Here is a 19,407-nt window from a genome sequence, read left to right as displayed (position 1 = left end):
AGCAAATCGGCGAGTTCTTTGCTCCGATTCGATCCGCGAAACCGTATACTCCCTGCATGGCCGCCCTTCTGGACCGACATGCGACCCCCATCGGGCACGAACTCCTCGAGTTCTTCCCGGGATTGATCATCGAAGGTGCCCGCCAGGTCGGGAAGAGCACGATCGCGCGACGACTCGCGCGCCCTGACGCGCGCATCCTGAACCTCGACGATCGACAGACGCGCGCCGCAGCAGAAGCGGATCCGAGCGGATTCGTGGCGCAAGCGGAAGGGGCCCAGCTCGTCATTGACGAGATCCAACGCGTTCCCGAACTCACCCTCGCCGTCAAGTCCGCCATCGACGCCGACCGACGAGCTGCTCGTTTCATCATCACGGGATCCTCAAGCCTGCTTCGGGTGAAAGGCACCGCCGATAGCCTCGCCGGCCGCGTTGCACGCCTCCCCCTGTACGGGCTCAGCCGCGGAGAGGCCGCTGGAACCCGCGATGATTTCGCCACTGCGCTCGGCGATCGCCTCGACGAGCTCCCGACGTTCACGTCAATCGACAGCCGAGCCGGGTACACCGAGATCCTCGCCGCCGGCGCATATCCGGAGATCCGAGATGCGCGACCATCGATCAGGGCTGCGTGGATCGACGCCTACCTTCAAGGCATCATCGGGCGCGACATGGTGGAGCTGCGCCGGGAGGTTCAACCAGGCCGCGCCATGGCAGTTCTCCGGACGCTCGCAGGCCGCCAGTCCGCGGAGCTCGTGAAAAGCAGGCTCGCCGAAGAAACCGCGGTGCCGCCCCGAACCATCACGGGATACCTCGATCTCCTTCACGATGTCGGCCTTATTGCAAGCATCCCTCCGTGGACCCCCAACATCTCGAAGCGGGAGATCGGCCGATCGAAGACATTCGTCATCGACTCCGCCGTGGCGATGTGGCTCGCACGCCTCACACCCGCTCAGCTCACCAGGATCGAATACGGCGAGGCTTTCGGCGCCATGCTCGAAGGGTTCGTCGCCGCAGAGCTCCTTCGGCAGCGCACCTGGTCACAGCGACGATTCGACCTCTTCCACTACCGCGAACGCAATACGGACGAGGTCGATATCATCCTCGAGTTCGACGATGGAGCGGTCATCGCTCTCGAGGTCAAGGCATCGACATCCTTCAGCTCGCGGCACTTCACAGGGCTCGCCCGGCTCCGAGAACGTCTCGGCGATCGCTTCCAGGCAGGAATCGTCTTGAACTCGGGTTCGCAAGGCTATCGCTATGCCGACCGGCTTTTCGGCGCGCCCATCTCCGCGATCTGGCAGTTCAATGCTGGATAGCACCCCGTGCACGCACGCTGCGTGCCACAGGCCCTAACGTTGCCGCATGACCTCTGCGCCGCCCCGGGCATCGGCCCGGGCATCCGCCCGCCCGGCTCTGCGCACCGTCGGCCGGCTGGCCGCCGCCTTCGCGATCGCCCTCGTGCTGGGCGCACTGACGTCGTTCGGGCAGGCGGCGCTGCCGGACGCCCTGGCGTCCTTGGCGAACTCGGCAGGCGGATGGACCATCCCCACGGCGATCGTCGTCGGCCTGCTCGCGCGCGGTCGCGGCGAGGCCGCGGTCGGCGGTGCGCTCGCGTTCGTCGCCCTCACGCTCGGCTACGCGCTGGCATCCACCGCGCGCGGCTTCCCCTTCGATCCGCTCGCGTGGAGCCTCATCGGCGTCGTCGCCGGGCCCGTCGTCGGCCTGTCGGCGTTCGCCCTGCGACGGCCTCGCCGCCGTGCGGCCGGCGCCGCGATCCTCGGCGGCATCCTCCTCGGCGAGGGCGTGTACGGCCTCACCGTCGTCTCCGAGACGACGAGCCCGGTGTGGTGGTGGATCGAACTCGCCCTCGGTGCCGCGCTCGCACTGGCCGTGGCTCTTGCCGCACTCGGCCGGCGCCGCCTCGGCGACGCGATCCTGGCCGCCGGCGGCGCCGTGCTCGTCGCCGCCGCGTTCTGGGCCGCCTTCAGCGCCCTGCCGCTGATCTGGGGGTAGGCGTTCGCTCAGCAGCCGCGCGAACGAACGAACTTCGTACATACACGTACAATGGTGTACATGTCTGCCGTATCGGCCTCGGAGGCCCGCCAATCCCTGCCGGCGCAACTCGACCGTGTCGAGCGCGGCGAGGAGATCGAGATCACGCGGCACGGCCGAGTGGTCGCCGTGCTCGTGAGCCCCGACGCTCTGCGCCTTCGCCGGTCTTCCGAGCGGACAGCACGTGCGGACGAACTCGGAACCCGCCTCGAGCAGAGCAGGCGGCAGCCGGTGCGCCCCGTTGCCGCCAACCGTCGCCGCATCGATCGCCTCGCGCAGGCGGTGCGCGACGACCGCGCACCGCGATGACCGTGCTCACGGCCTTCGACGCCGACGTTCTGATCTACACGGCGAACGCCGGCCATCCGCTCGGGCGACGCATCCTTCCCCTCTTCGACACGGTCGACGAGGCGCCTATCGGCATCGGATCGACGCTCCTGCTGCCGGAGGTGCTTGCGAAGCCGGTGCGACGCGATCCCGAATCGGCGGAGGCGGCTGCCCTGCTCGGTCTCATCGCGCGCCTCGAACTGCGCCCGTTCGACGAGGCGACCGCCCGCCTGGCGACGGTGCTGGCCGCCGACTACGGGCTCCGCGCCGCCGATGCCGCCCACCTCGCGACCGCGGTCGTCGCCGGCGCCGACCGCTTCCTCACGAACAACACGAAGGACTTCCCCCGCACGATCACCGACATCGAGGTCGTCTACCCGGCCGACCTGCCCGACCCGGGCTGAGTGCGGCCCCGGGTGTCGGCGGGTCCGCGTAGGCTCGCCGCGTGCCCACCCTGGATGATGTGCGCCGCATCGCCGCCGAGCTGCCCGGCAGCGAGGAGCGGACGTCGAGCAGCGGCGCCTCATGGCTCGTCCGCCGCAAACCGTACGCATGGGAATGCCGCCCGTGGCCGAGCATCCCCGACGACATCCGCGAGATCGTCGCACGCGAACTCGTCGTCTCGGTGATGGTCGAGCGGCCCATCGACGCCCTCGCCCTCGTGCAGATGGAGCCGGCGGTGTTCCTCCGCACCACCACGCCGTGGAACGAACCGAAGGTCTCGTTCCGCATGGCCGGCATCGAGCTCGATCACCTCGCCGAACTCGTCACCGAGGCCTGGCGCGTGCAGGCGCCGAAGTACCTGCGCCGGGAGTTCGACGGGGAGGGGTGACGGGCCTCACTCAGTCGCGCCGGGTCTCCGCCTCGATGTCGGCCTCGACGGCGTGCATCGTGCTCGTGTCGGTGTCGGCCGCCATATCGACCTCCTCGAAGCGACGTCGACGCCGCTTGAGCCAGAGGCCGCCGACGAGGAACACCGCCAGGGCCGCGTAGATCACGATCGACGGGGCGCCCTGCACCAGGATGATCGGGTCGCCCTGGCTGATCGCCATCGCCTTGCGCAACTGCTCCTCGGCCATCGGCCCCAGGATCGCCCCGACCACCATCGGCGAGACCGGGTACCCGTGCCGGCGCATCAGGAAGCCGATGATGCCGAGCACGAGCAGCACCCCGATGTCGAAGACGGTGAAGTTCGCCGCATACGCACCGAGGCCGGCGAAGACGAGGATGCCCGAGTAGAGGTACGGCCGCGGGATCTGCAGCACCTTCGCCCAGATGCCGACCAGCGGCAGGTTCAGGATGACGAGCACCACGTTGCCGATGTAGAGGCTCGCGATGAGGGCCCACACCAGGGCCGGCTGCGTCTCGAAGAGCAGCGGCCCGGGGCGGATCCCGTAGGTCTGGAACGCGGAGATGATGATCGCCGCGGTCGCCGTCGTCGGCAGCCCGAGCGTCAGCAGCGGCACCAGGACGCCGGCGGCGGCCGCGTTGTTGGCCGCTTCCGGTCCGGCCACGCCTTCGATGGCGCCCTTGCCGAACTGCTTCTTGTACGGCTCCTCGGCGAGCTTGCGCTCGGTCGCGTACGACAGGAACGTCGCCACATCCGCACCGCCGGCCGGCACCGACCCGATGGGGAAGCCGATCGCGGTGCCGCGCAGCCACGGCTTCCACGACCGCTTCCAGTCGTTCCGGGTCATCCACGTGCGCCACTTCCCCGACACGGGGATCAGCGGCAGCGCTCCGTGCCGCAGTCGCGACCCGACGTAGAGCGCCTCGCCGACCGCGAACAGGCCCACGGCGATGATCACGACGTCGATCCCGTCGCCGAGGTTCGGGATGCCGAAGGTGAACCGTGCCTGACCGGTGAGGGTATCCGTGCCGACCAGTCCGAGGAACAGGCCGAGCGACAGCGAGATCAGCCCGCGGACGGCGCTGCCGGACAACAGCGCGCCGACCGTCAGGAAGGCGAGGACCATCAGGGCGAAGTAGTCGGCGGGGCCGAGGGTGACCGCGAAGTCCGCGATCCACGGCGCCGCCAGGGTCAGCAGGACGGTCGCGAGCGTTCCGGCGATGAACGAGCCGATCGCCGCCGTCGCCAGTGCCGCCGTCGCGCGGCCCATCCGCGCCATCTTGTTGCCCTCGAGGGCCGTCACGATCGAGGCGGACTCGCCGGGGGTGTTGAGCAGGATCGACGTCGTGGATCCGCCGTACATGCCGCCGTAGTAGATCCCGGCGAACATGATGATCGCGCTGGTGACGTCGAGCGTGTAGGTGAGCGGCAGCAGCAGGGCCACCGTCATGGCCGGACCGATGCCCGGCAGTACGCCCACCGCGGTGCCGAGGATGGCGCCGAGGAACGCGAACATCAGGTACTGCGGCTGCAGCGCCTGGGCGAATCCGTCGATGAGCAGCTGGACGCTATCCACCGAACACCTCCGGCAGGTAGTCGCCGAACGCCGGCAGGGAGAGCCCGAGCAGCGTTCCGAACAGGATCTGCGTGAGCAGGCCGAGGCCGAGGCCGATCAGCGCGGCTTTCCACCAGCTCTTCCCGCCGAGCGCGAGCGAGGAGCAGGTGAAGAGGACGACGACCGCCAGGGGCCACCCCGCGAGCGGGATCACCACGATCAGCGAGGCGAAGGCGAGCACGATGAACAGCACGGTCCGCCACGAGGTGCGCACGTCCGGGTCGACGTCTTCGCCCTCGTCTGCTTCGCCGACGTCGCCGCGCAGCACGGCGATGAACGCGATCGCCGAGGTGACCGCCATGAACACGGTCACGATGATCGGCAGCACGCGGGCGCCGAGCACGTTCGACGAGCCGATCGGCTCGCGGATCGTGAAGCTCAGGGCGAGCGCGAACACCGCGAACGCGAACAGCACCCCGACGAAGACGAGTTCGCCGGTGCGGCGGGCGCGTGCTTCCGCGCCCGCCGCACCGGCGATGTCCGGGGAGGACGTCATTCGAGCAGACCGATCGTGTGCAGGGTCTCCTGCGTGGTCGCGATGTCGGCGGCGAGGAACTCGTCGAAGTCCGACCCCGTCAGGTAGGCGTCGGTCCAGCCGTTCGTCTCGACCAGTTCCGTCCACTCATCGCTCGAGTGGATGGCGTCCACGGTCTCGACGAGCGCCGCCTTCTCGTCGTCGCCGATGCCGCCGGGTGCGATCAGGCCGCGCCAGTTGGTGAGTTCGATCGCGACGCCCTCGTCGGTGAGGGTGGGCACGTCCGGGAGCAGCTCGGCCGGTTCGCCGGATGAGACCGCGAGCGCCCGGAGCTTGCCGGCCTCGACCTGCTCGGCGAACTCGCCGACGCCCGAGATGCCGGCGTCGACCTGGCCGCCGAGCAGCATCGTGAGGGCTTCGCCGCCGCCGGAGTTCGCGATGTAGTTCAGGGTGTCGGGCACCTCGTCGGCGGTGACGCCGGCTTCGAGCAGCAGCATGCCTGCGAGGATGTGGTCGATGCCGCCGGCCGAGCCGCCGGTGATCGCCATGCCGGCACCCTCCTCGACCCAGCCGTCGAGCAGGTCGCCGATGCTCTCATAGGGCGAGTCGGCCGGGACGACGACGACGAGCGGCTCCTCGGTGAGCTTCGCGATCGGCGTCATGTCTTCGATGCGGTCGGCCGACGCGTTCGTCTCGACGGCGCCGACCATGACGCTGCCGGTGATCATCAGCGTGTTCGGGTCCTTCTCGGTGGCCAGCGACGCGAGGCCCACGGTGCCGCCCGCACCGCCGATGTTGCTGACGGGCGCCGACTTGACCGTGCCCGAGCCGGTCGCCGCCTGCCCGAGGGCGCGCCCGGTCTGGTCCCAGCCGCCGCCCGGGTCTGCCGGCACGATGATGTCGACCGAGTCGATCGCGGACGATCCTGCATCGGCGGATCCGCCGCCCGAGCAGGCGGCGAGCGCGAGCGCGGCGACGGCGGCGATACCGCCGAATGCGATGCGACGGATGATGGGCTGCGGTGACATGGGCTCCTCCTCGAGTCCGTGGCCGGCGCTCCGCCGGGCCTCGCCGATGCTATGAGCCCGATCGGCGGAGGGCCAGATTCTGGTCACGGGATCGGGTTTCGGTCGTTCTGTTCACGGCCGGCCACCCTCCGCCAGGGGGCGGGCTCACGGCCGCCCTCGGCGCCGCTTAGGCTCGACTCCATGAGGAAGGCGATGTCGCTCCGCATGCAGATGCTGCTGCTGCAGGTCGTCGTCGTCCTCGTCATCGTCATCACGGCGGGCCTGGCCGCCCTGTGGATGCAGAGCGAGCAGATCCGCGAGGCATCCCGTGACCGGATGATCGCCGTCGCCCAATCGGTCGCCCAGCTGCCGGTCGTGATCGATGCGTACGACGACCCCGACCCCGCCGTGACCATCCAGCCGCTGGCCGAGCTCATCCGCAGCGCCTCGGACGTGACCTACATCGTCGTCACCGATGCCGACGGCGTCCGCTTCTCGCATCCGAACCCGGACAACATCGGCGAGGTCGCGTCGACGCCGCCGGATGCCGTGCTCACCGGCGATATCTACATCGGCACCCAGACCGGAACGCTCGGCGAGTCGTGGCGCGTCAAAGTGCCCGTGCACCGTGACGGGGAGGTGATCGGCCAGGTCTCCGTCGGGATCCTCGAGTCCGACATCGCCGAGGACTTCGCGGGCGATGCCACGGTGCTCATGCTCGTGCTCGGTGCCGCCACCCTGGTCGCGATCGTCGCCGCCGAAGGGGTCACGCGACTGGTGCGGCGGCGCATCTACGGCCTCGAGCCGGAAGACATCCGCGCGCTCCTGGAGACCCGCGACGCGGCCCTCCACGGCATCCACGAGGGCCTCATCGCGTTCGATCCGCAGGGGCGCGTCTCACTCTGCAACGATGCGGCCGCGGCCCTGCTCGCCGTCGACGACCCGGGATCCGTGGTCGGCTCCCCCGTCTCCTCCCTCGCCGACGGCGGACTCGTCGCGCTCGTCGGCGAGACCGCCGACACCGAGCCGTCGCCCTCCGCCCCGCAGCGGATCGTCCTGGCGGGCGAGCGCGCGCTGCTCGCCCGGGCGACGCCCCTCCGCATCCGCGGCGAGGTCGCCGGCACCGTGGTGATCCTCATGGACCGCACCGAGGTCGATCATGCGCTGCGGCAACTGGCCGGCGCCCAGAGCCTCGCCGAGAGCCTGCGCGCGCAGCAGCACGAGTTCGCGAACACCCTGCACACGATCGGCGGGCTCATCGATCTCGGCGAAGCGGATGCGGCACGCCGGGTCGTCGAACGCGCAAGCGACGGCGGTGCGCTGACGCACGCGACCCGGGATTCCGGGATCGGGCACCCCGAAGTCGCCGCGCTCCTGCTCGCCAAACGCGCCCGCGCCCGCGAGCTCGGGGTGGACCTGGCGGTCACCCCGACCTCCTCCCTCTCCGACGACGTCGACGGCGTCGACCTCGTCACGGTGCTCGGCAACCTGATCGACAACGCGCTCGATGCCGCCGGCGCGCACGGGCGGATCGAGATCGATCTCGAGCAGACCCCGGATGCCGTCGTCATCCGCGTCGACGACGACGGGCCCGGCGTCGCCGCCGCCGACCGCGACCGGGTGTTCGACCAGGGTTACTCCACGAAGCCCGGCGACCGTCCGCGCGGGTACGGGCTCACGCTCGTCGCACGTGTCGCGTCCCGTCGCGGAGGAGCCACGACCGTCGCCGATTCCCCGTCGGGCGGCGCCCGCATCACGGCACGGCTTCCCATCGTCCCGACGGAGGTGCTCCGATGACCCACGCGCTGCGCGCGCTGATCGTGGAAGACGACTTCGCCGTCGCACACGTCACCAGGCGCTTCGTCGAGCAGCATCCCCGTTTCGAGGCCGTCGCCGTCGCCGGCACCGGAGCCGACGCGCTGAAGCTGATCGGCGAGATCCACCCGGATGCGGTGCTGCTCGACATGTACCTGCCGGACATGTCGGGCACCGCCGTGCTGGCTCGCGCGCGGGCCGCCGGATCCCGCGCGGAGGTGATCGCGGTCACTGCGGCACGCGACCTGGAGACGGTCCGCTTCGCCCGCGCGCACGGGGTGCACCACTATCTGGTCAAGCCGTTCCGCATCCAGCTGCTGCACGAACGGCTGGACGACGTCTGGAAGACCCACATGCGCGACCAGCGCCTGCGCGCCGAAGGCGAACTCGATCAGACCGAGGTGGACGCCATCCTCCGCCGAGACGCGATCGCCGCCGCCGGCTCCCGGAAGGGGGTCTCGTCGGTCACGCTCGAGACGGTCGCCCAGGTACTCGCCGACGCCGCCGGGCGCGTGTCGGCCGCCGAGGTCGCCGACGCCCTCGGGATGTCACGGGTGAGCGCTCGCCGCTACCTCGAACGCCTCGTCGAGTCGGACCTCGCCGATCGCGCGCCCAGGTACGGCGGGCCGGGCAGGCCGGAACTGCTCTACTCGGCGCGCCGCTGACACCCGTGCCCGGCCGCCCGCCGTGGCCCGGCCGCTCGCGCCGCGCACGACCGAGAGGCGCCCGATCCGGACGCCCCTCGAAATCGCACGACTCAGAACGCCGGCGAGACGTCGCCGCCCGGCCAGGTCTCCTCGATGTACGCCTTCACCTCGGGCGAGGTGAGGAGTTCGTCGAGCTTCTGGATGCGCGGGTCGTCGGCGTTGTCGGTGCGTGCCGCGAGGAAGTTCGCGTAGACGTTGCCCTCGAGCGGTTCGACGATGAGGGCGTCTTCGAGGCTGTAGCCGGCGTCGAGGAAGTAGTTGCCGTTCAGGATGCCGAGGTCGACGTCGGGCAGGGCGCGGGCCTGCGAGGCGGGGTCGGCCTCGATGAAGTCGAAGCCGTGCGGGTTGTACTCGGCGCTGTTCTCGATGACGAGGGCGCTGACCTCGCCGTCTTCGGGCAGCTCGATGAGGCCCTCCTGCGCGAGCAGGTCGAGTGCGCGCTCCTGGTTCGAGGCGTCGTTGGTGACGCTGATCTTCGCCCCATCGGGGAGGTCGGCGACCGAGTCGTATTTCTCCGAGAACGCCGCGTACGGTTCGACGTGCACGTCGCTCAGGGGTTCGATCTCATAGCCGAACTCCTCGATCTGCGCGTCGAGGTAGGGGCGGTGCTGGAAGTAGTTGGCGTCGACCTCGCCCTCCGACAGCCACTGGTTGCCGAGCGGGTAGTCGGTGAACGACACGATCTCGAAGTCGATGCCGGCGTCCTCGGCGAGGTTCTCCTTGACGAAGGCGAGGATGTCGCCGTGCGGCACGTCGGTCGCGGCGACCTTGAACGGCGTCGACAGCTCGACTTCGCCGCCGCCGGCCGTGTCGTCGGTCGAGGCGCAGGCCGAGAGCCCGAGGGCGAGGGTCGCTGCGGCGCCGAGCCCGAGGATGCGCAGGCGGGTGGACGGTTTCGGTGACATGGGTGTTCCTTCTACTTCGGTTGGGCGGGGTTCGGGATGCGGAACCCGGCGAACAGGCGAGCGGGTCGACGGGATGCGCTGCCCGACGCGGTCGAACGGTGATCGAGGCTGCGCGAGACACGGTCGCCGATGGTCTGGATGAGCTGCACGATGACGATCAGCAGGATGGTCGCGACGATGAGCACGGGCAGGTCGAACCGTTTGTACCCGTATGCGTCGGCGAGGTAGCCGAGCCCGCCGCCGCCGACGAGGCCGGCCATCGCCGAGTATGCGACGAGGGTGATGGCGGTGGTCGTGAAGGCGGAGACGATGCTCGGCAGCGCCTCGGGCAGCAGGGCTTTGACGATGGTCCGGCGTTTGCCGGCGCCGCAGACGATGGATGCCTCGAGTTTGCCGGCGGGCACCTCGCGGAGGGAGGCCTCGACGAGGCGGGCGAGGAAAGGGATCGCGCCGATCGCGAGCGGCACGATGGATGCCGTCGGCCCGAGCGTCGTGCCGGCGACGAGGCGGGTGAACGGCAGCAGCAGCACCATGAGGATCACGAACGGCAGCGAGCGCACCACGTTGACGATCGCGCCGACGATGCGGTTCGGCCCGCGGTTCGGGTCGAGGCCGACGGCGCTGCTGTTCCACAGGTAGACGCCGAGCGGCACGCCGAAGACGATCGCGATGACCAGGGCGACGAGCACCATGTACAGGGTTTCGCCGGTGGCCTGCGGCACGGCGTGGGCGATGACGGGGTTCGTGACGAGGTCGTTCCAGAAGTCGTCGTCCTTCGCGGTCATGCGGCCGTCACCACCGTGAACTCGTTCTCCTGCAGCCAGGCGCCGGCGCGGTCGCGTTCCTCGCGGGTGCCGAATCCGAGGTCGGCCTTGACGACGTGGTGCTCGCCGATGGCGTGGGATCCACCCGAGATCAGGCGGACCTCGACGCCGAGCTCGGCGGTCAGCCGCGAGATGAACGGGATGGATGCCTGCCCGCTGCCGCCGATGACGCGCAGCTCGGTCTCGCCGAGCTCGCCGTCGGCGGAGAGGTCGCTGAGCAGCGTCGAGGAGAGGCGGGTGGCGACCTCGTCGACGCGGCCGATGTCGGTGATGCGGCCGGAATCGAGCACGGCGACCCGGTCGGCGATGCGCCGCACGACGCCGAGGTCGTGGGTGATGATGAGGATCGTGACGCCGAGTTCGTCGCGGAGGCGCGCGAGCAGGTCGAGCAGGCCCCGTGTGGTGGTCGGATCCAGCGCCGAGGTCGGCTCGTCGCACAGCAGCACCTCGGGGTTCGAGGCGAGCGCCCGGGCAATGCCGACGCGCTGCTGCTGCCCGCCGGAGAGCTGCGACGGATAGGTGTGCTGACGGTCGGCGAGGCCGACGAGCGCGAGCAGTTCGCTCGCCCGCGCCTCGCGCTCCTTCTTGCCCCAGCCGGCGACCTCGAGCGGGTATTCGACGTTGCGCTTCGCGGTGCGGTTGTCGAGCAGGTTGGCGTGCTGGAACACCTGGCCGATCGCACGGCGTGCCTCGCGCAGCCGCCGCTCGTCGAGTTCGGTGATCGCGTTCCCGCCGACGATCACGGTGCCGCTCGTCGGCTGCTCGAGCAGGGTCAGGCAGCGCACGAGCGTGGATTTGCCGGATCCGCTCGCCCCGACCACGGCGAGGATCTCCCCCGGCTCCACCCGCAGGCTGACGTCATCGAGCGCGCGAACCCGGTTCGGCGGCTCACCGAACACCTTGGTGAGGTTCTGTACTTCGATCACCGAACGAGTCCACCTCACGCCCCACCGAATGCCGAATCCCGGCGTCACGCAACGAAACACGCGCCGAGCGGGCGCCGATGATAAAATCCAGCGCGACGGTGGCGGCAGTCGCACGCATCGCGCATCGGCGCGAGTTCGCGCGTCAGGCGGGTTCGACCGGCATCCACAGCTCGGTCGTCGCGGTGCTGGTGGGACCCGGGCGCGAAGAACGAGCGGCGCCCGGTGGCCAGAGGAGTACCGATCTCCCGCTGGAGTGCCGACTTCCCGGCACTCCAGCGGGAAACCGGCACTCCAAGGGTGCGGCATTCGGGAAACCGGCACTCCAAGGATGCGCCGTTCGGGAAACCGACACTCCGGCGGGAAACCGGCATCGCTATCCCTCGCCCGCGGCCAGCGTCTCGGCGCGGCGGCGGAGGCCGTCCGTCATCCCGGCGAAACCGCGCCGCAGGGCGGCGCCTTGCATGGCGACGACGAGCGGGGCGAGCCACCCGTGCACCTCGAAGCGGGAGGTGTACCGGCTGCGTCCGTCGCCGAGCGGAACGATCTCGTGGGAGCGATGGCTCCGCAGTGCCCCGAACGGGATCGGCTTCATCGAGTACGCGAAGCCTGCCCCTGCGGCGTACGAGGTGATCCACTCGCGCTGCTCGCGCGGCTCTCCCGGGCCGAGTCGCACATGCATGTCGATCGGATCGCCGGGCACCAGGGTGCTGGCGCACGCGACGATGAACGGGTTCCACGACGCGTACTCGCCGAATTCGGTGAGCACCCGCCAGACGGCTTCGGGCGCCGCATCGATGTCGACGGTCTCGACAATGCGCATGCGGATCTCCTGTCAGCTCATCACGGTACCGGAGGGAGTACTCGCCGCAGCAGACGGACGAGCCCCGGATCCGCAGGGTTGCAAGGTCCGGGGCTCGTCCCGATCATCGATTCGTGCGACTCAGAAGTCCCAGTCCTCGTCTTCCGTGTTGACGGCCTTGCCGATGACGTAGGAGGATCCCGAGCCCGAGAAGAAGTCGTGGTTCTCGTCGGCGTTCGGGGAGAGCGCCGAGAGGATCGCCGGGTTCACATCGGTCACGGTCGAGGGGAACATGGCCTCGTAGCCGAGGTTCATGAGGGCCTTGTTGGCGTTGTAGTGCAGGAACTTCTTGACGTCCTCGGTGAGGCCGACGCCGTCGTAGAGGTCCTGCGTGTACTGCACCTCGTTGTCGTAGAGCTCGTAGAGCAGACTGAAGGTGTAGTCCTTGATGTCCTGCTTCTCCTGCTCGCCGAGGCGTTCGAGGCCGCGCTGGAACTTGTAGCCGATGTAGTACCCGTGCACGGCCTCGTCGCGGATGATGAGGCGGATCAGGTCGGCCGTGTTGGTGAGCTTCGCCCGGCTCGACCAGTACATCGGCAGGTAGAAGCCCGAATAGAACAGGAACGACTCGAGCAGCGTCGAGGCGACCTTGCGCTTCAGGGGTTCGTCGCCGCGGTAGTACTCCATGACGATCGCGGCCTTGCGCTGCAGGTTCTCGTTCTCGATCGACCAGCGGAATGCGTCGTCGATCTCCTTCGTCGAGCACAGCGTCGAGAAGATCGACGAGTAGCTCTTCGCGTGCACCGACTCCATGAAGGCGATGTTGGTGTACACGGCCTCTTCGTGCGGGGTCAGCGCATCGGGGATGAGCGAGACGGCGCCGACGGTGCCCTGGATCGTGTCGAGCAGGGTGAGGCCGGTGAACACGCGCATCGTGAGCGTCTGCTCATCGGGGGTGAGCGTGTTCCACGACTGCACGTCGTTCGACAGCGGCACCTTCTCCGGCAGCCAGAAGTTGTTGACGAGGCGGTTCCACACCTCGACGTCCTTGTCGTCCTGGATGCGGTTCCAGTTGATCGCCTGCACGTGGTCGATCAGCCTGAGCTTCTCGGGAGGAGTCATTCCCACTTGTTCCTGTTCTCGAAAAATGCCTGATCAGACGGTCACAGCATGCAGCTGACGCACATGTCGAGCTCCGTGCCCTCGAGCGCCATCTGCCGCAGGCGGATGTAGTAGATCGTCTTGATGCCCTTGCGCCAGGCGTAGATCTGCGCCTTGTTGATGTCTCGCGTCGTCGCCGTGTCCTTGAAGAAGAGCGTGAGCGAGAGGCCCTGGTCGACGTGCTGCGTCGCCGCAGCATAGGTGTCGATGATCTTCTCGTAGCCGATCTCGTAGGCGTCCTGGTAGTACTCCAGGTTGTCGTTCGTCATGTACGCCGCCGGGTAGTACACGCGACCGAGCTTGCCCTCCTTGCGGATCTCGATCTTCGAGGCGATCGGGTGGATCGAGGCCGTCGAGTTGTTGATGTACGAGATGGATCCGGTCGGCGGCACGGCCTGCAGGTTCTGGTTGTAGATCCCGTGCTCCTGGACGGATGCCTTCAGCTCGCGCCAGTCGTCCTGCGTCGGGATGCGGACGCCGGCGGTCGCGAAGAGCTCCGAGACACGCTCGGTAGCCGGCATCCACTCCGCGTCGGTGTACTTGTCGAAGAACTCGCCCGACGCGTACTTCGACTCGGCGAAGCCGTCGAAGACCTCGCCGCGCTCGATCGCGATGCGGTTCGAGGCGCGCAGCGCGTGGAACAGCACGGTGTAGAAGTAGAGGTTCGTGAAATCGATGCCCTCTTCGCTGCCGTAGAAGATCCGTTCGCGCGCGAGGTAGCCGTGCAGGTTCATCTGCCCGAGGCCGATGGCGTGCGACTTGTCGTTGCCGTCCTCGATCGAGCGCACCGAGGAGATGTGCGACTGGTTCGACACCGAGGTGAGGCCGCGGATGGCGGTCTCGACGGTCTTGCCGAAGTCGGGCGAGTCCATCGTGCGCGCGATGTTCAGCGAGCCGAGGTTGCAGGAGATGTCCTTGCCGATGACGTCGTACGAGAGGTCCTCGTGGTACGTCGTCGGCGTGTTCACCTGCAGGATCTCGGAGCACAGGTTCGACATGTTGATCCGGCCCTTGATCGGGTTGGCCTTGTTCACCGTGTCTTCGAACACGATGTACGGGTAGCCCGACTCGAACTGGATCTCGGCGAGGGTCTGGAAGAAGGCGCGCGCGTTGATCTTCGTCTTCTTGATGCGCGCGTCGTCGACCATCTCGCGGTAGTGCTCGCTGATCGGCACGTCGCCGAAGGGCTTGCCGTAGACGCGCTCGACGTCGTACGGGCTGAAGAGGTACATGTCCTCGTTGTTCTTGGCGAGCTCGAAGGTGATGTCGGGGATCACGACGCCGAGCGAGAGGGTCTTGATGCGGATCTTCTCGTCCGCGTTCTCGCGCTTGGTGTCGAGGAACTTCATGATGTCGGGGTGGTGCGCCGACAGGTACACGGCGCCGGCGCCCTGCCGTGCGCCGAGCTGGTTCGCGTAGCTGAACGAGTCCTCGAGCAGCTTCATGACCGGGATGATGCCGCTGGACTGGTTCTCGATCTGCTTGATCGGGGCGCCGGCCTCGCGGATGTTCGACAACAGCAGGGCGACGCCGCCGCCGCGCTTGGAGAGCTGCAGGGCGGAGTTGATGCCGCGCGAGATCGACTCCATGTTGTCTTCGATGCGCAGCAGGAAGCAGCTGACGAGCTCGCCGCGCTGCGCCTTGCCCGTGTTCAGGAACGTCGGCGTCGCCGGCTGGAACCGGCCGCCGATGATCTCCTCGACGAGGTCGATCGCGAGCTGCTCGTCACCCTGCGCGAGACCGAGGGCGGTCATCACGACGCGGTCCTCGAAGCGCTCGAGGTAGCGCTTGCCGTCGAAGGTCTTCAGCGTGTAGCTCGTGTAGTACTTGAACGCGCCGAGGAAGGTCTCGAAGCGGAACTTCTTCGAGTACGCCAGGTCGTTCAGCTTCTGGATGAACTCGAACGAGTACTGCTCGAGCACCTCGGGCTCGTAGTACTCCTTCTCGACGAGGTAGTCGAGGCGCTCCTTCAGGGAGTGGAAGAAGACCGTGTTCTGGTTGACGTGCTGCAGGAAGTACTCGCGCGCGGCCTCGCGGTCCTTGTCGAACTGGATCTCGCCGTTCGCGCCGTAGAGGTTCAGCATCGCGTTCAGCGAGTGGTAGTCCATCCCCGTGCGCGGCTTCTCCATGAGCGCTACGCCGTCGGCTGCGGATGCCGTGCTTGTCGTGACCAAAATGCGTCCAATCCTTCGTCGACGGCGCGGACGTCGTCGGGGGTTCCGAATACTTCGAAGCGGTAGAGGTGCGGCACCCCGGTCTTGGCGGCGACGATGTCGCCGGCGAGGCCGAAGGCCGTCCCGAAATTGGTGTTCCCGGCGCTGATGACGCCCCGGATGAGCGAGCGGTTCTTCTCGTCGTTCAGGAAGCGGATGACCTGCTTCGGAACCGCGCCCTTGCCGTCGCCGCCGCCGTAGGTGGGGACGACGAGCACATAGGGTTCGTCGACCCGGAGCGGTGCCTCGCTCGGGTACAGCGGGATGCGCGCGGCCGGGCGGCCGAGTTTCCGGATGAAGCGGTCGGTGTTGCCTGAGACGCTCGAGAAGTAGACCAGATCCGTCATGGTTCCTCCTCGGCGGTCGTGCTGCGGATGCGGGCGGCTGAGCCGTCGTGCCTCGGTCGGGGGCCGAGATGCGGCGGCCGGGCCGCCCGCGATCCGAGCCTTACGCGAGGCGAGCGGCGAGCTCGTCGATCTTGTCGGGCCGGAACCCGGACCAGTGGCCCTCGTCCGTGATGACGACCGGGGCCTGCAGATAGCCGAGTTCCTTGACCTGTTCGAGCGCGTGCTCGTCGGCCGAGACGTCGAGCACGTCGTACTCGATGCCCTTGCTGTCGAGCGCCCGATACGTCGCCGCGCACTGGACGCAGGATGGCTTCGTGTAGACCGTGACCGTCATGTTTTTCCCCTTGTTCCCTGGCTCCCGGAGGAGCCGCTCCCCCAGTACCTCACTGGACTTCCAATACTACATCTAGTGCCTGGCAAACAGAACGGGCACAACATGCTGTAGTTACATTCGTGTAGTTATCCACGGCTTCTCCACCGATCCATCAACAGGCCACGCGCCTCCGACCGGCGGTTTTCCGCGGGCGCCCGACGCCTTATCCACACCCCGGCGAACACGGCCGTTCGTCGCTGTGGACGATTCCCGGGCGTGTCGCGGCGTGTCGCGCAAGGCACCTCCGGGCGCGGGCGCGAGCGCCCTGTGCGGGCCGCGGTTCCGCCCTGCGCGAGTCCCGATTCCTCGAGTGGATGCCGTCATGCTTCCATGCTCGCAGCACCCACCGACACGGAGCCGAGCCGGCCTCATCTCACCGCGCGAACGGTCCCCGGTCAGCCCTTCGCTGCCTTGGCCGCCGCCTTCGCGGCGCGCTTCGTCTCGCGCACCTTCGCGAGCGATCCCGGGTCGACGATATCGGCGACCGAGCGGAACGAGCCCTCCTCGCCGTACGCGCCCGCCGCCTCGCGCCAGCCGGGCGCGGTGAGCCCGCACTGCTTGCCGAGCAGCGCGAGAAAGATCTTCGCCTTCTGCTCGCCGAAGCCGGGCAGCGCCTTCAGCCGCTTCAGCACCTCGGCGCCGCTCGGCTCGCCGTCCGTCCAGATGGCGGCGGCATCGTCGTGCCAGTCGTCGCGGACCGCGGCCGCGAGTGCCTGCACGCGCGCGGCCATCGACCCCGGGAAGCGGTGCACGGCCGGCGACTCCTTGAACACGGCGGCGAACGCCTCGGGGTCGTACGCGGCGATCTCGGCCGGGTCGATGGTGCCCGTCCGCTCCCGGATCTTCTCGGGGCCGGCGAAGGCCGTCTCCATCGCGATCTGCTGGTCGAGCAGCATCCCGACCATGAGCGCGAACGCATCGTCTCCGAGCAACCGGTCGGCGGCCTCGTCCCCCGTGATGTGCAGTGCCATGCCTCCATCCAAGCACCGGTGCGCTCGGGCATCCACCCCGGCCCGACGTGCGTCCGGCCGCAGCGGCGTTCCCGGTGTGTCGGTGGTCGGGCGCAGACTCGCAGCATGGACATCCGCATCGAACTCATCTTCGTGCCCGTCAGCGATATCGACCGGGCCAAGGCCTTCTACGTCGACCGGCTCGGCTTCAACGCCGACTTCGACCACCGCGTGAGCGACGACATCCGCTTCGTGCAGCTGACGCCGCCCGGCTCGGCGTGTTCGATCGCGATCGGCGAGGGCATCGGCAGCGATCAGGAGCCGGGCACGCTCCACGTCATCCAGGCCGTGATCGACGACGCCGACGCGTTCCTCGCCGAGCTGCGCGCGAAGGGGGTCGCGGCCGAGGGCGTCGACGAGCAGCCGTGGGGCCGCTTCGTGACGGTGGCCGACCCCGACGGCAACCGGCTCACCTTCCAGCAGCTGCCGCCGCGCGACTGAAAGCGGGGTTCGCAGGCTGCGCCGGCGAGTGGATGCCGCGCTCAGACCCTATGAGGGTGGGGTTCTGGTGGGGGTTGTGGCCCAGGGCCTCGCAGTGCAGATTCGTGGATCATTCCCGGCGGTATGGGCCGTCGGGGTGCCGACATGCATTGGAGGCCCTGGTGTTCAACGAGCGTACGGCGATCGGGTTGGACGTGCATGCCCGATCGATACGGGCGGCAGCCCTGGATACGGTCACGGGCGAGCTCGTCCAAGCGCGCTTGCCCGGCAGCACGGACGCGGCTTTGGCGTGGGTCGCCGGGATCGCCGACCGGCTCGGCCCGGTGGGCGTGGTCTACGAGGCCGGGCCGACGGGGTTCGGCCTGGCACGGTCGCTGAGTACCGCGGGCATCCCGTGCACGGTCGCGGCACCGTCGAAGATCGTCCGGCCGTCCGGGGACCGGGTCAAGACCGACGCCCGCGACGCGATCCTGCTGGCCCGGCTGCTGCGTATGGACGAACTGACCGCCGTGCGGGTGCCCACGATCGCCGAGGAAGCGGCCCGGGATCTCGTGCGTGCCCGTGATGATGTCCGCACGGACTTGATGGCGGCCCGGCACCGGTTGTCCAAGCTGCTGCTGCGACACGGGTTCGTGTACGACGGCCGGGCGTGGACGGGCGCCCACGACGCGTGGCTGCGTGCGGCCCGCCGGGAAGGGTTGGCCGCGGCCGGGCCCGGCACGCTGGCGGCCTTCGACGCCGCCTACGACACGGTCACGATGACGCTGGCGCGACGGGAGCGCCTGGACCGGGACATCACGGCGATGGCTGCCGATTCGCAGTTCACCGCGGTCACCAGACGGTTGTGCTGCTTGCGGGGCATCAACACCCTCACCGGGTTCGGGTTGGCCGTTGAACTCGGCGACTGGGATCGTTTCACCGGCCGCAGCATCGCCGCGTACCTCGGCCTCGTGCCATCGGAGCATTCATCCGGGCAGTCGCGCTCGCTCGGGGCGATCACCAAGACCGGCAACACCCACGCCCGGCGTCTGCTGATCGAAGCGGCCTGGCACCACAAGCCCCGCTACACGCCGGGCAAGACCATGACCGACCGGTGGGCCGCCGCACCCGCCGAGGCCGCCGCGCGCGGCGGTGCCGGCAACCGCCGCCTGCATCACCGGTGGCAGGTACTGGCCGGCCACCGAAAGAAGCACACCGTCGCCAACACTGCGATCGCCCGTGAACTGGCCGGCTGGTGCTGGTCGTTGGCCGTCATGGACTGAACCCACCAGACTCGTCCGCCCCGGCACACCGGTACGTGAACGCATGCAGCGTGAGGAGCAAACCAGCGGTTCGGCTGTGAGCAGCCGCAAGGCCACGCTCGACCTCAGACACGCTCGAACGCTCCCACCGAAACAGGGTCATGCGGTACCCAACCCGCGCATATCAGACTGACCACGCGTCACTAGACACGCCGCATCCACGCACCAATGCCCCAGGGACGGACGACGAAGCGCCGCCAGGCAGCCAGCCCGGCGGCGCTTCACCCTGCCCACTTGACAAACAGAACTACATATCAGTCGA

General features: G+C 68.7%; 21 protein-coding genes. 9 read left to right on the top strand and 12 right to left on the bottom strand.

All coding sequences use genetic code 11. The features are described 5' to 3' along the window. The first annotated feature begins 56 nt into the window (after positions 1–56). The 5 genes from G127AT_RS10665 to G127AT_RS10645 are packed head-to-tail and all read left to right on the top strand — an operon-like array spanning position 57 to position 3,208. On the top strand, positions 57–1,313 hold the full coding sequence (locus G127AT_RS10665) for an ATP-binding protein (protein ID WP_210896721.1): 1,257 nt from the start codon (positions 57–59) through the stop codon (positions 1,311–1,313). A 46-nt stretch (positions 1,314–1,359) separates the two neighbouring features. Continuing rightward, a complete protein-coding gene (locus G127AT_RS10660) occupies positions 1,360–2,010 on the top strand; it encodes a DUF6518 family protein (protein WP_210896719.1) in 651 nt (216 codons plus the stop codon). A 60-nt stretch (positions 2,011–2,070) separates the two neighbouring features. Continuing rightward, positions 2,071–2,358: a type II toxin-antitoxin system Phd/YefM family antitoxin gene (locus G127AT_RS10655; RefSeq protein WP_210896717.1), complete on the top strand. Its 288-nt coding sequence runs from the start codon at positions 2,071–2,073 to the stop codon at positions 2,356–2,358. Beyond that, on the top strand, positions 2,355–2,780 hold the full coding sequence (locus G127AT_RS10650; RefSeq protein WP_210896715.1) for a type II toxin-antitoxin system VapC family toxin: 426 nt from the start codon (positions 2,355–2,357) through the stop codon (positions 2,778–2,780). Before G127AT_RS10655 ends, G127AT_RS10650 begins: the two co-directional genes overlap by 4 nt. A 41-nt stretch (positions 2,781–2,821) precedes the next feature. Further along, a complete protein-coding gene (locus G127AT_RS10645; protein WP_210896713.1) occupies positions 2,822–3,208 on the top strand; it encodes an MmcQ/YjbR family DNA-binding protein in 387 nt (128 codons plus the stop codon). A 10-nt stretch (positions 3,209–3,218) separates the two neighbouring features. On the opposite strand, the gene G127AT_RS10640 is transcribed toward G127AT_RS10645, so the two are convergent. From G127AT_RS10640 to G127AT_RS10630, 3 genes are read right to left on the bottom strand one after another with little or no spacing between them, the layout of a single operon-like run. Further along, positions 3,219–4,802 carry a tripartite tricarboxylate transporter permease gene (locus G127AT_RS10640; protein ID WP_244857532.1) on the bottom strand — a complete coding sequence of 528 codons (1,584 nt, stop codon included), beginning with the start codon at positions 4,800–4,802 and terminating at the stop codon, positions 3,219–3,221. Then, on the bottom strand, positions 4,795–5,337 hold the full coding sequence (locus tag G127AT_RS10635) for a tripartite tricarboxylate transporter TctB family protein (protein ID WP_210896711.1): 543 nt from the start codon (positions 5,335–5,337) through the stop codon (positions 4,795–4,797). The genes G127AT_RS10640 and G127AT_RS10635 overlap by 8 nt, the downstream gene beginning before the upstream one ends. Next, positions 5,334–6,344 (bottom strand): Bug family tripartite tricarboxylate transporter substrate binding protein, encoded by a 1,011-nt coding sequence (locus tag G127AT_RS10630; protein ID WP_210896709.1) that lies wholly within the window; start codon positions 6,342–6,344, stop codon positions 5,334–5,336. The genes G127AT_RS10635 and G127AT_RS10630 overlap by 4 nt, the downstream gene beginning before the upstream one ends. 180 nt (positions 6,345–6,524) lie before the next feature. On the opposite strand from G127AT_RS10630, the gene G127AT_RS10625 reads away from it, so the two are divergent. Together G127AT_RS10625 and G127AT_RS10620 are read left to right on the top strand one after the other, a co-directional pair. After that, on the top strand, positions 6,525–8,120 hold the full coding sequence (locus tag G127AT_RS10625) for an ATP-binding protein (protein WP_210896707.1): 1,596 nt from the start codon (positions 6,525–6,527) through the stop codon (positions 8,118–8,120). Beyond that, positions 8,117–8,803, top strand: coding sequence for a response regulator (locus G127AT_RS10620; protein WP_210896705.1), 687 nt, complete (start codon positions 8,117–8,119; stop codon positions 8,801–8,803). Before G127AT_RS10625 ends, G127AT_RS10620 begins: the two co-directional genes overlap by 4 nt. A 92-nt stretch (positions 8,804–8,895) precedes the next feature. On the opposite strand, the gene G127AT_RS10615 is transcribed toward G127AT_RS10620, so the two are convergent. The 9 genes from G127AT_RS10615 to G127AT_RS10575 form a co-directional block, all read right to left on the bottom strand. Beyond that, positions 8,896–9,750, bottom strand: a complete 855-nt coding sequence (locus G127AT_RS10615; RefSeq protein ID WP_210896703.1) for a MetQ/NlpA family ABC transporter substrate-binding protein — start codon at positions 9,748–9,750, stop codon at positions 8,896–8,898. Between the two features lie 11 nt (positions 9,751–9,761). After that, the gene (locus G127AT_RS10610; protein ID WP_210896700.1) at positions 9,762–10,535 is read right to left on the bottom strand and encodes a methionine ABC transporter permease; all 774 of its coding nucleotides are present in this window, start codon (positions 10,533–10,535) and stop codon (positions 9,762–9,764) included. Further along, on the bottom strand, positions 10,532–11,500 hold the full coding sequence (locus G127AT_RS10605; RefSeq protein WP_244857531.1) for a methionine ABC transporter ATP-binding protein: 969 nt from the start codon (positions 11,498–11,500) through the stop codon (positions 10,532–10,534). Before G127AT_RS10605 ends, G127AT_RS10610 begins: the two co-directional genes overlap by 4 nt. A 373-nt stretch (positions 11,501–11,873) precedes the next feature. Continuing rightward, positions 11,874–12,320, bottom strand: coding sequence for an SRPBCC domain-containing protein (locus G127AT_RS10600; RefSeq protein WP_210896696.1), 447 nt, complete (start codon positions 12,318–12,320; stop codon positions 11,874–11,876). A gap of 120 nt (positions 12,321–12,440) precedes the next feature. Then, positions 12,441–13,421, bottom strand: coding sequence for a class 1b ribonucleoside-diphosphate reductase subunit beta (nrdF, locus tag G127AT_RS10595; protein ID WP_210896694.1), 981 nt, complete (start codon positions 13,419–13,421; stop codon positions 12,441–12,443). Positions 13,422–13,462: 41 nt separating this feature from the next. After that, complete coding sequence (gene nrdE, locus G127AT_RS10590; protein WP_244857981.1) at positions 13,463–15,589, bottom strand: class 1b ribonucleoside-diphosphate reductase subunit alpha; 2,127 nt, start codon at positions 15,587–15,589, stop codon at positions 13,463–13,465. A 5-nt stretch (positions 15,590–15,594) separates the two neighbouring features. Then, positions 15,595–16,020: a class Ib ribonucleoside-diphosphate reductase assembly flavoprotein NrdI gene (gene nrdI, locus G127AT_RS10585; RefSeq protein WP_210896692.1), complete on the bottom strand. Its 426-nt coding sequence runs from the start codon at positions 16,018–16,020 to the stop codon at positions 15,595–15,597. A gap of 100 nt (positions 16,021–16,120) precedes the next feature. After that, positions 16,121–16,354 carry a glutaredoxin-like protein NrdH gene (nrdH, locus tag G127AT_RS10580; protein ID WP_210896690.1) on the bottom strand — a complete coding sequence of 78 codons (234 nt, stop codon included), beginning with the start codon at positions 16,352–16,354 and terminating at the stop codon, positions 16,121–16,123. 434 nt (positions 16,355–16,788) lie between these two features. Continuing rightward, the gene (locus tag G127AT_RS10575; protein WP_210896688.1) at positions 16,789–17,364 is read right to left on the bottom strand and encodes an HhH-GPD-type base excision DNA repair protein; all 576 of its coding nucleotides are present in this window, start codon (positions 17,362–17,364) and stop codon (positions 16,789–16,791) included. A 105-nt stretch (positions 17,365–17,469) separates the two neighbouring features. On the opposite strand from G127AT_RS10575, the gene G127AT_RS10570 reads away from it, so the two are divergent. Further along, positions 17,470–17,844, top strand: coding sequence for a VOC family protein (locus G127AT_RS10570; RefSeq protein ID WP_210896686.1), 375 nt, complete (start codon positions 17,470–17,472; stop codon positions 17,842–17,844). 161 nt (positions 17,845–18,005) lie between these two features. After that, the gene (locus tag G127AT_RS10565) at positions 18,006–19,106 is read left to right on the top strand and encodes an IS110 family RNA-guided transposase (protein WP_210896684.1); all 1,101 of its coding nucleotides are present in this window, start codon (positions 18,006–18,008) and stop codon (positions 19,104–19,106) included. The last annotated feature ends 301 nt before the right edge of the window (positions 19,107–19,407 follow it).

This window comes from Agromyces archimandritae, assembly GCF_018024495.1.
In the GTDB taxonomy this organism is placed as follows: domain Bacteria; phylum Actinomycetota; class Actinomycetes; order Actinomycetales; family Microbacteriaceae; genus Agromyces; species Agromyces archimandritae.
The sequence above is the reverse complement of the archived record's forward strand: the minus strand, read 5'-3'. Positions and strand labels throughout refer to the sequence as shown.